This is a genomic window from Flammeovirga yaeyamensis, from assembly GCF_018736045.1.
Taxonomy (GTDB): domain Bacteria; phylum Bacteroidota; class Bacteroidia; order Cytophagales; family Flammeovirgaceae; genus Flammeovirga; species Flammeovirga yaeyamensis.
In genome coordinates this window covers 3,469,478-3,479,713 of the sequence record NZ_CP076132.1, presented here as the reverse complement: position 1 = coordinate 3,479,713, position 10,236 = coordinate 3,469,478, and the positions used below count along the sequence as shown (strand labels likewise).

The 10,236-nt window shown below is 33.8% G+C and carries 10 protein-coding genes; 2 read left to right on the top strand and 8 right to left on the bottom strand.

Translation table 11 applies throughout. The annotated features are described in order from the left end of the window. Nucleotides 1–194 precede the first annotated feature (194 nt). Together KMW28_RS13600 and cysQ are read left to right on the top strand one after the other, a co-directional pair. A complete protein-coding gene (locus KMW28_RS13600; protein ID WP_169666205.1) occupies nucleotides 195–1,097 on the top strand; it encodes a bestrophin family protein in 903 nt (300 codons plus the stop codon). A 70-nt stretch (nucleotides 1,098–1,167) separates the two neighbouring features. Then, complete coding sequence (gene cysQ, locus KMW28_RS13595) at nucleotides 1,168–1,926, top strand: 3'(2'),5'-bisphosphate nucleotidase CysQ (protein ID WP_169666203.1); 759 nt, start codon at nucleotides 1,168–1,170, stop codon at nucleotides 1,924–1,926. A 305-nt stretch (nucleotides 1,927–2,231) separates the two neighbouring features. Here cysQ and KMW28_RS13590 read toward each other — a convergent pair whose 3' ends face one another. From KMW28_RS13590 to KMW28_RS13555, 8 genes are all read right to left on the bottom strand, one after another. Then, a complete protein-coding gene (locus KMW28_RS13590; protein ID WP_169666201.1) occupies nucleotides 2,232–3,425 on the bottom strand; it encodes a BamA/TamA family outer membrane protein in 1,194 nt (397 codons plus the stop codon). Between the two features lie 664 nt (nucleotides 3,426–4,089). Then, the gene (gene bioA, locus KMW28_RS13585; protein ID WP_169666199.1) at nucleotides 4,090–5,409 is read right to left on the bottom strand and encodes an adenosylmethionine--8-amino-7-oxononanoate transaminase; all 1,320 of its coding nucleotides are present in this window, start codon (nucleotides 5,407–5,409) and stop codon (nucleotides 4,090–4,092) included. Continuing rightward, nucleotides 5,402–6,034, bottom strand: a complete 633-nt coding sequence (gene bioD, locus KMW28_RS13580; RefSeq protein WP_205958225.1) for a dethiobiotin synthase — start codon at nucleotides 6,032–6,034, stop codon at nucleotides 5,402–5,404. Before bioD ends, bioA begins: the two co-directional genes overlap by 8 nt. A gap of 2 nt (nucleotides 6,035–6,036) precedes the next feature. Continuing rightward, nucleotides 6,037–6,792 carry a malonyl-ACP O-methyltransferase BioC gene (gene bioC / locus KMW28_RS13575; protein WP_169666197.1) on the bottom strand — a complete coding sequence of 252 codons (756 nt, stop codon included), beginning with the start codon at nucleotides 6,790–6,792 and terminating at the stop codon, nucleotides 6,037–6,039. Further along, nucleotides 6,770–7,441 carry a DUF452 family protein gene (locus KMW28_RS13570; RefSeq protein WP_169666195.1) on the bottom strand — a complete coding sequence of 224 codons (672 nt, stop codon included), beginning with the start codon at nucleotides 7,439–7,441 and terminating at the stop codon, nucleotides 6,770–6,772. Before KMW28_RS13570 ends, bioC begins: the two co-directional genes overlap by 23 nt. After that, nucleotides 7,422–8,606 (bottom strand): aminotransferase class I/II-fold pyridoxal phosphate-dependent enzyme, encoded by a 1,185-nt coding sequence (locus KMW28_RS13565; protein ID WP_169666193.1) that lies wholly within the window; start codon nucleotides 8,604–8,606, stop codon nucleotides 7,422–7,424. The genes KMW28_RS13570 and KMW28_RS13565 overlap by 20 nt, the downstream gene beginning before the upstream one ends. A 1-nt stretch (nucleotide 8,607) precedes the next feature. Next, on the bottom strand, nucleotides 8,608–9,597 hold the full coding sequence (gene bioB, locus KMW28_RS13560; protein WP_169666191.1) for a biotin synthase BioB: 990 nt from the start codon (nucleotides 9,595–9,597) through the stop codon (nucleotides 8,608–8,610). Continuing rightward, nucleotides 9,587–10,000 (bottom strand): hypothetical protein, encoded by a 414-nt coding sequence (locus KMW28_RS13555; protein WP_169666190.1) that lies wholly within the window; start codon nucleotides 9,998–10,000, stop codon nucleotides 9,587–9,589. The genes bioB and KMW28_RS13555 overlap by 11 nt, the downstream gene beginning before the upstream one ends. Between the last annotated feature and the right edge of the window lie 236 nt (nucleotides 10,001–10,236).

Genomic DNA, 10,236 nt, shown 5'->3' with positions numbered 1-10,236 from the left:
ATATTAATTTGCTACTAATATAGAGGTCTTGTTGTAAAATTCAAAGAATAATTGAAAAAAAATAAGAATCTCTTTAAGAATTATTGCTTATAGGAACTTTTTATAGGCAAAAACAAAGAATTTACGCTATTAGATGATATTTTTAATCTGATTTACATTAACTAATAGTATCCCAAAAACTAGTAAAAAAATATATGGTAACCCGTTTATATATTCCTTGGAAAAGACTTTTTAAAGACCTTTGGTTTTCTGTGTTGTTGATTGTTATATATATGCTTTTTTTATCAATTTTAGATGATGAACATTTATTGAGTCAGCTTAGTTTACCATTAAGTATTATCTCTGTTCCAGGTACCGCTATTTCCCTGCTTTTAGCTTTTCGTACCAATTCATCCTATCAAAGATGGTGGGAGGCAAGAAAAGTCTGGGGAGCCATTGTAAACGATTCTAGAAGTTGGGCAAGACAACTCATTACTTATTTGCCTCAAAATGAAAATTCAAATGAGATTATCGAAGATATGTCCTTAAGACAAGCAGCTTGGTGTTTTGCTTTGGCAAGAAATTTAAGAAAGCAAGATCCGACAGCAGATGCTAAATATTTACTTAAGGCCGACGAGATAGAAGTGTTGAAGGGAAGTAAAAATGTTCCCAATTCATTACTATATACACAAGGGAAGTTATTAAAAGAGTTATTTAAGAATGGATACATAGATACATTTCAGTTGGTACAAATGGATACCACCTTGGTAAAGCTTACTGACTCTATGGGGAAGTGTGAAAGAATAAAGAATACAGTATTTCCAAGTATGTACACTTTATTGTTAGAGATATTGATCTATTTCTTTATATTTTTCCTTCCCTATGGTCTAGTAGAAACAAATGGGATGATATTGTTGGTGACAAGTGTGACTCTAGCATTAGCTTTTTTAATTATTGAGAGAATTGCGACCTACTTACAAGATCCATTTGAAAACTCATCATCTGATACACCAATGCTCACTCTTGCCAGAACTATTGAAATCAATATCAAGCAAGAAATTAAATATAAAGATCTCCCAGATGCATGGAAGCCAGAAAGACCGTATGTTTTAATGTAGATCATCCATCTATAATTCTAAATTGTTTTTCTTTTCTATATTTGTAATCCCATATAAAATTTAGAAACTAATGGACTTAGAAAAACTATCGAATGATTGTATGAGTATTGCGATTGAAGCAGGCCATGCAATTATGGAAATTTACGATAAAGAAGATTTAGGAGTTGAGATAAAAGATGATAACTCACCCCTTACTTTAGCAGATAAGGCTTCTCATGAAGTAATTATGAAAGGTTTATCAGAATTTGATTACCCAATTTTGTCAGAAGAAGGGAAATCTATAGAATATGCTGAAAGAAAAGATTGGTCAACTTATTGGTGTGTTGATCCTTTGGACGGTACAAAAGAGTTTATCAATAGAAATGGTGAGTTTACCGTAAATATTGCTTTGATAAAAGATAAAAAACCTGTTCTTGGAGTGATCTATGTACCAGTGAAAGAAGTAATCTATATTGGTATTGTAGGAGAGGGAGCCAAAAAAGGAGAGGCTGGAATTTTAGATCCTATTAAAGTGGAGTGGAAAGACGGTGATCGTGTTGCAGTACGTTCAAAATCTCATGCCAATCCAGCAGAAGAAGAAATTATCTCTAAATACGAAGCTACAGAATCTATTTCTGTAGGATCATCTTTAAAATTCTGTATGGTAGCAGAAGGTAAAGCTGATTTATATTACAGACATGGACCAACAATGGAGTGGGATACAGCAGCGGGACAAGCTGTCGTTGAAGCTGCAGGAGGTAAAGTGTATGTAGGAAATACTGAAGAGACAGAATTCGAATACAACAAAGAAAATTTATTGAACGGAAGCTTCCTAGTTCTAGGAAAATAATCTTCTCATAAATCAAAAAAAGGATTAAAACTTAGGGTGATTCCCAAAAGTTTTAATCCTTTTTTATATACTTTAGTTCCAAAGATTCTATCTGAATACACGGAATTATTTTTAAAGCGTTTGAGTAGATTCCTCAAATTTGTAATTTTCCTTAGTTCCTTAGTTCCTTAGTTCCTTAGTAAAAAACGAGGTCGGGAGACCTCTAACGTTTATGGGCACAAATGACGCTTTCGCTTAACATTTGCGCCAGTTTTACTTCTTCCCTCTTACTTCTTACCTAAAACGAGCGTTAACTTTGCTACCTGCTAAAACGCTTCCGTCATATTAAAGTAAATCAAATTCTGTCCAGCTAAAGGATCTCGACCTAAATCGACTCTAAAGTTCATTCTAGGTTGTACCTCTACTCTTAAACCGGCCCCAAAGTTAGGTAATACTCCTCCAGGGTTCCATAAATCAGGACCAACCATACCTACACCACCCCAAGCAGCAAAGCCTAACCTAGACAGTAATTTAGATTTAGAGTTAATCATATGTCTATATTCCGCCATCATAAATGCAGAAGTTTTATCTCTATATTGACCTAGATAGTAACCTCTTAAATCAAAAGGAGACCCTATAAGTGACATATCGGTAAAGGGAACATCTCCATAGGAAGACCTTATTTTGGCAGTCCATGCTAATACTCTTCTTTCCCCCATAAAAGGGAGTAATTTGTATTGTCGGTATTCGGCACTAATAAATCCCCATTGACTATCTGAACCTAGCCATGTATCATAATATCTAGCATTGATATCGAAGAAAACTCCACTCCATGCATTGGCAGGAATGTCTCTTGTATCGTATGAGACTTCAAATCCTAAACCGATATTAAAAAAGTCCATTCCTTCAGGTTTACCACCTTGTTCAATATAAACAGGGTCTGTGGCCATCAACGGAGAAATTTCACTTAAATTTCTATAGGTAACTTCGAAGGAAGGTCCCAAGAAAAAATCAGATTCACCCAGTCTGAAAAGTACCGAACCAAAGTTCACTATGGAGTTTTGGAAGAACTGTGTGGTGGAATCACTTCTTGGAATATTTTGATTGGTGTCGAAACCTACACCATAATAATTATCATAGTTATTTCTGTATTGTACTTGTCCGAAATATCGAATTTTATCGTCTTTGAAAAATAGCTGAGGTTTAGCAATTAAGTTAAATCCACCAGAAGAAAGCCATGCACCAGCAATGGGCACGACAGACCTATTTAAATCAGGATCTGTTGTATCGATCTTAAAAGTGAATAACATACTTACCCCTAAAAGGAATCCGTAATCTGGAGTATACCCTGGTCCACCTAAAACACTAAAACGGAGATTTTTTTTCTTTTTCTCCTTTTTGATGTTCTCTTGAGCTGTGGAATCAGTTAATGCAGTAGTACTTTGTGCAGACACAACCTGAACTGATAAGGATAATAGTAGAATAAAAAATAAGGTCTTTTTTATTTTTCTTAGTTTCATAAAATGAAAGTTATTGACTTTTAGTCGTCAAACATTTGATAGATGATTGTCGGACGAAATTAATGAAAACATTTTAGACTTGATTCTATTTTTATGAAAATACAATAAAAAAAGGTCTTCACATGATGAAGACCTTTTCTATTTCCTTTAATAACCCAAAAACTATTTCTTATTGCTGTTTTCATAGGCTAATTAAAAGAAATAATTTTAATATTCCAATAAAAAATGTAGAAAATACATTTTTATTTTACTCAAAGTTAAAAATGATATGTTTTATGAAATTCAAAATTCGTATAACTAAAAAAGGTCATCACAAAATGATGACCTTTTTTTTCCTTTAATAACCCAAAAACTATTTCTTATTGCTGTTTTCATTGACTAATTAAAGGAAATAATTTCATTATTACAATAATTCTTGATAAAAAAATACAACTTTATCCATTATTGTTCGTTTTTCTTTAAATAATGAAAAAATAAAAAAGGCCATCACATAATGATGGCCTTTTCTTTTCCTTTAATAACCCAAAAACTATTTCTTATTGCTGTTTTCATTAACAATTAAGGAAATAATAATTAATAATCAAAGAAAAAATATAACTCTTCGTAGAATTTTGAACTATTTAGAATGATTATAAATAAAAATTCAGTGAAAACTTTTTACTAATTATTCTTCTTCAGTTTGAAGTTCAAGACATTTTTTTAACCCCAAAGTCCCTAATTGAGACACTAACTGATATACTTTTTCAAGCTCTTCTGTCTTGATGGTATAATTTGTCAGTATATATAATGTATTACCTAAAGGCCTTAGCAAAATATTATTTGATAAAGCCCAATTATATAACTCGTTTCTGATAGAATTAAAATAGGATGTTTCAGCCTCATTAATATAATCTAACGCAAGAATACTTCCCGTCACCCTAACATTAGAAAAATAGGGGAGTGCAGTTAATTTTTCGGCCATCATTTTCTGACTATTGCAAAGCGTTTTTATTTGTTCTTGTCTTTCATCACCTATGAGCATTTCTAAACTCTTTAACGCTAATGCACAAGTAATCGGATTTCCGGTAAATGAGTGTCCATGAAAAAATGTTTTCATCATGTCATCTACGAGATAAGCACTATAGATTTCTTGAGTACAAATGGTTAAACCCATTGGTAAAATACCTGCCGTCAACGCCTTTGAACAACATAAAATATCAGGGGCATGATCAGTTAGATAATTGGTGGCAAATAACTTCCCAGTTCGGTAAAATCCTGTCATTACTTCATCGGCAATACATAATGTACCAAAGCTTTGAGCAATACCAATTAAGTGATCGAGTGTTTTCGCAGAGTACATTCTCATTCCACTTGCACCTTGTACTAATGGCTCAAAAATAAAGGCACAAACCTCTTCCGATGCACAATATTCTTCCATTAATTCATATACTTCTTTTTCATTTTCCTCAGTCGGAAAAGGCAAGTACAAAACATCAAACAAGTAATCGTCGAATGGAGCAGAGAAAGGGGTGCGTGCCGCCATAGATAATGCTCCAAATGTATCTCCATGATAAGCACCTTCTAATGCAATTACTTTTTTTCTTTTGGTATCTCCTTTATTCCAAAAATATTGGATAGCCATTTTTAAAGCAACTTCAGTGGCTGTAGACCCATTATCAGAAAAGAAGAAACGATGTAAATTTCCTGGTAATAGCGGCTGAAGTTTTTCTGCCAAAGCTACTGAGGGTTGATGTGCAAAGCCCGCAAAGATAATATGGTCCAAATCCAAAACTTGCTGCTTGATGACCTCAGCCAATTCTTCATTACCATGCCCATGAATATTGACCCACCATGAAGCAATAGCATCAATAATTTCTCTTCCATCTTCCAAAGTAAGCAAGGAACCTTTTGCCGATGTCACAGGCAAAGGTGGAGGGGTGAGTGTTTGTGCAGTAAAAGGATGCCAAATGAATTCTTTATCCTTTTCTAATAATGATTTATTCATGATAATGAGTGATGTTTTTTATTAGGTTTTCTTTGACATTATTCGCCACTTCCTGAACAGTTTCTTTATTTACACTCTCTAATTGAGGTAAATGAAATAATTCAGGACAATCAGCATGTTTCAAAATAATGGATTTTGTGGCTTCGTTATTTTCTCCATTAAAGACAATTCCCATCAAATTCAACCCTCTTCTTTTCAATTCATTAATGGATAATAATGTGTGATTGATGTTCCCCAAATAAATATTACTCACCAAAATAACGGGCATTTGATGTTTCTGTGGGATATCAATCACCATATCTTTATCGTTAAGTGGCACCATAATTCCACCAGCACCTTCCACAATGAGTATCTCATTTTTATACTCCGGAACAACTATTTGATCTAAATCAATAGTAATTCCTTCTAATTCAGCAGCTGCATGAGGCGACATAGGATGTTTTAATAAATACCCTTCTTTAATTTTTTCTTTTTGAGTTGGCAATATACTATGAACACCTTCTGTATCTGTGGGAAACCCCGCTTGTACAGGCTTCCAATAATCGGCATTTAATGCTTCAGTTAATATGGCGGAAACTACCGATTTTCCACTGTCTGTGCCTATGGCAGTAACAAATATTTCCATGACTATTTCTTTTTGGCGATGATAAATATAGGGTGATAGGTTAAAGGAACTTTACCTGAAGTTTGATAGAAATTATAAGCTTCATTAAATTTTAATAGCTTATTTCTATTCCAAACACTTTTTTCAGAACTCATTCCATTTACCCCTGTCTTTTTGATGTGTCTTAAGACATCCGTTCCTTTATCAAATAGCAAGTCTTTCTTCCATTCCCACGATTTAATGACCTCAAATTGATGTTTTTCTAATAGAAATTCCCAATGTGTCAATTCATGATACTCCAAGCCATTCCCCGTAATTTCCTTGATCTGCTTAAAATTATCCGGCCCAAATGTGCTGAACATAAAATAGCCATCAGGTAAAAGACTTTGATTGACTTTTTCGATAAGTACATCCAAATCTGTCATCCATTGCAAAGCCGAAGCTGAACAGATCAAATTTAATTCAGAAGGAAAAGAAATTGATTCAGCATCTCCTTCTCTAAATTTTAAATGATCATGTTTGTCAAGAAGTTGATGCGTACAATTTCTATGTAAATCATTTACCTCATATTGCCTTACATGATCAATCAAAAGATCTGTGAGGAAACCACATCCACAACCAATTTCAAAGGCTTTATTGAAAGTGATTTCATGAGTGATTATTTCGTAATACAATTCTTTACAAATTTCCTTTTGAATGCTTGCCTCATGAACATAGCTTTCCACATTCTTCCCAAATCGATGTTGTACTTGAGATTTATCTAACGGAATCATAAGCATTTGAATTAGTTTTAAACTTGGAAAGGAAAGTGATTTTATCAAAAGGAAAATGTGCTCCATCGATAACGGTATGCTCACTTGATTCCCAGGCGTTTAATTGATTTTGATAAGGAAAAATTCTATCTGAATTAGAGATGTAAGCTTGTTGGTAAAGTGAATGATCTTCTATACTATTTACTTCACCTAAAAACTTTAATTCCTTTTTTAATTGATCGATAGAACGATGCGGTAGTTCTAAAAACTGAGAAGCCATTTTTCTGTCTGGGAAAATTCTAAAAATAAACTTTTTCCAGTTGGACTCAGATAGCCCATCCAATGTGCCTTTAAAAATGGTAGGAGGAATTCCGAACTTATCATCTACTGGAGAAAGTGTACCATTAATAGCAATTCGTTCTCCATTTATATCATTTTGTAGTAAGAAATGAGCTCCCACCAAAACACCAAACGACCAAGAAATACAATTCACTTGATCATATGCTTTACATAAGGAATTGATCTCAGAAAAATCAAGCGATTGATAATCATAAAGCATTAACACATCAGCTTCTTCTAACTGAAAATCTTGAAAATATGCAGGAGTCTGTCCCCAACCACTAAAAAATAAAGTAATCGAAGCACTATTTTCTTTTTTAAGCCATTTGTATTGCATGGGATTCCTGTTTTAATTGTGATGAAACTTCCTTACAGAGTGTTTGAATCTGATCGAAACTATGCATACTTGTGATAGATAATCGTAACCTACTGGCGTTTTTAGGAACTGTAGGGTAGCGAATCGGACTGCATACCATATCTTTTTCCAACAGATTATCTGATATTTTTATCGTCTTTTGGTTCTCACCAATAAGAATAGGTTGAATACAACTTCTAGAAACAATGTCAAAACCGTCTTTCTGTCGCAAAACATTATAGTATTGGATGTTTTCTTCTAGCTTCTGACGTTCGTTTTCAAAACTTGGTAATCTGTCCCAAACAAAGCTCATCCAAGCTGCATTGATACTTGGTAATGCTGTTGTAAAAATAAATGCCCTACATTTATTGATCAGGTATTCTTTAACCACCTGAGAACTTACCACTAAAGCACCCACACCACCTAATGCTTTTCCGCAAGGCATGATATGAATATCAATTTGATCGGCTAAATCTAATGAGGCTGCATAACCTAATCCGTTTTGGAAAAGACCGATACTATGTGCTTCATCAAGAATGAAATAGGCGTTGTATTTATTCTTTAAATCAACCAATTGTTGTAAGTCAGCATAATCGCCATCCATTGAAAATAAGGATTCAGAAATAATATAGACATGATTATAATCCTTCCTTTTTTTCTTTAGGAGGTCCTCTAAATGATCATAGTCTTTATGACGGAAACGCTCAAATTGAGCATTCGATAATCGGATACCATCGACTATACTTGCGTGATTTAGTTTATCAGAAATAATTAAATCACCTTTTTGAGGTATACAGCTTAAAATTCCGGTATTGGCATGCCACCCACTGTTCATGAACAAGCAGCCTCCTTTCTGAAAAGATGAGGCTACTTTTTGTTCTAATTCATTAAACACTTGATGATTTCCCTCTAATAATCTAGAAGAAGCACTTCCAAAACTTAAGCTTTGTTGTTTGTCTAATTCCTTAAGAAATTCGCTTTTTAAAGAAGCATTTGATGCAATCCCTAAATAATCGTTCGAAATAAAAGAAGTCATGACCTTATTGTTTCTAAGCACATTACTTTCTGTTAATCGATTGGATTCTTTTAAAGATCTATATTGATGCGACTCTTGAAGAACTGACAGTTCGTGTTCAAGATGTTGCATGTTATACGACTACTTCTTTTTGTTTTTCATTTAAGAATGATTCGCGAGGGGTTAAACCTAATAGATTGAACATCAATTTATCTTGATCTTCTTCTGGGTTTGGTGTAGTTAATAATTGGTCACCCGCAAAGATAGAGTTAGCACCAGCCATAAAACATAATGCTTGAGCTTCAGTGCTCATTTCTGTTCTGCCAGCTGATAAACGAACCATTGCTTTAGGCATTAAAATTCTAGCTGTAGCAATCATTCTGATCATTTCCCAAGTAGATACCATTTTGTTGTTCTCCATTGGAGTTCCCTCTACCGGAACTAATGCGTTAACAGGTACAGATTCAGGGTGAATTGGTAATGTAGATAAAGTGTGCAACATGCTAATACGATCTTTATCTGTTTCTCCTAAACCGATAATACCACCTGAACAAACAGAAATTTTTGCTTTTTGAACGTTTGCAATTGTGTCTAAACGGTCATCAAAAGTTCTTGTTGTAATTACTTTGTCGTAGTATTCTCTACTTGTATCAAGGTTATGATTGTATGCGTAAAGACCTGCATCTTTAAGTTGTTCTGCCTGCTTTTCGTCTAACATTCCAAGAGTAGCACAAACTTCCATACCCATGTCATTAATTTCAGAAACCATACCTAGTACACTTTCGAAATCACGGTTTGTTCTTGCTTCTCTCCATGCAGCACCCATACAGAATCGAGTGGATCCGTTTTCTTTTGCTTGTTTTGCTTTTTCGATCACATCCTCTTTTTGCATAAGCTTATGTGCTTTTACATGAGTATTGTGTTTCGCAGATTGGGAACAGTAACCACAATCTTCTTTACAGCCTCCAGTTTTTACAGATAATAGTGTACATACTTGTACTTCTCCGGTTTTTTGAAATTCTCTATGGATGGTTGATGATTTATACATCAATTCCATAAGTGGCATGTTATAGATTTCAGCCACTTCTTCTCTCGACCAATTGTTTCTAATTTCAGTCTGCATAATAGTTTTGTATTGATTTATGAATAGGACATAGTGATTCTACACGATATAGAATACCGTTATATATTTCCGATAAATTAGGGGGGATGCGAAATAGTTTGTTAAGTAAATCGTAGAATGTAAAGCAGTGAGTGTCCTTATCAAAATCAATAATTTGGGGTAAACTACTACTGCTTACATCAGATAAACTATGGTTGGCCTCCGTAAGTAATAAAAGGTCGACTTCCTTGAGATCGTCGTCGTCATCGTCTTGATCAAAAAGTTGTTGAACAGACGAGGTTTCTACTTTTAATACAGGGGCATTTAGATGCATGGAAACGTTAAGTACAGCAATTTTGATCTCTCTTTTCAGGGAGTTAAAAATTGCATATCCTGTACGTGACCATCTTTTAAAAATTGCCATAATTGAATATTAAAATATTATTCTCGTGGCAATATTATCATTCTTTTTTTAGATCAAAAGAATATTATAGTTTTTTGAGGGTAGGGAGTAGTAGTTTAGAATTGTTATGAATCAGGGAGCTTAATTTTGGTTCAACGGCTTATTGTCTTCATTCTTATAATAACGTTGCGTTACTAAAATTACTGATGCACCGAACATTAATATCATGAATAAATATTCATAAAAATTATTGAAAA

Excerpts from the sequence above, each read along its gene's own strand:
- KMW28_RS13600 (WP_169666205.1), top strand. The coding sequence starts at position 195 with ATGGTAACCCGTTTATATATTCCTTGGAAAAGACTTTTTAAAGACCTT.
- cysQ (WP_169666203.1), top strand. The coding sequence starts at position 1,168 with ATGGACTTAGAAAAACTATCGAATGATTGTATGAGTATTGCGATTGAA.
- KMW28_RS13590 (WP_169666201.1), bottom strand. The coding sequence starts at position 3,425 with ATGAAACTAAGAAAAATAAAAAAGACCTTATTTTTTATTCTACTATTA.
- bioA (WP_169666199.1), bottom strand. The coding sequence starts at position 5,409 with ATGAATAAATCATTATTAGAAAAGGATAAAGAATTCATTTGGCATCCT.
- bioD (WP_205958225.1), bottom strand. The coding sequence starts at position 6,034 with ATGGAAATATTTGTTACTGCCATAGGCACAGACAGTGGAAAATCGGTA.
- bioC (WP_169666197.1), bottom strand. The coding sequence starts at position 6,792 with ATGCTTATGATTCCGTTAGATAAATCTCAAGTACAACATCGATTTGGG.
- KMW28_RS13570 (WP_169666195.1), bottom strand. The coding sequence starts at position 7,441 with ATGCAATACAAATGGCTTAAAAAAGAAAATAGTGCTTCGATTACTTTA.
- KMW28_RS13565 (WP_169666193.1), bottom strand. The coding sequence starts at position 8,606 with ATGCAACATCTTGAACACGAACTGTCAGTTCTTCAAGAGTCGCATCAA.
- bioB (WP_169666191.1), bottom strand. The coding sequence starts at position 9,597 with ATGCAGACTGAAATTAGAAACAATTGGTCGAGAGAAGAAGTGGCTGAA.
- KMW28_RS13555 (WP_169666190.1), bottom strand. The coding sequence starts at position 10,000 with ATGGCAATTTTTAAAAGATGGTCACGTACAGGATATGCAATTTTTAAC.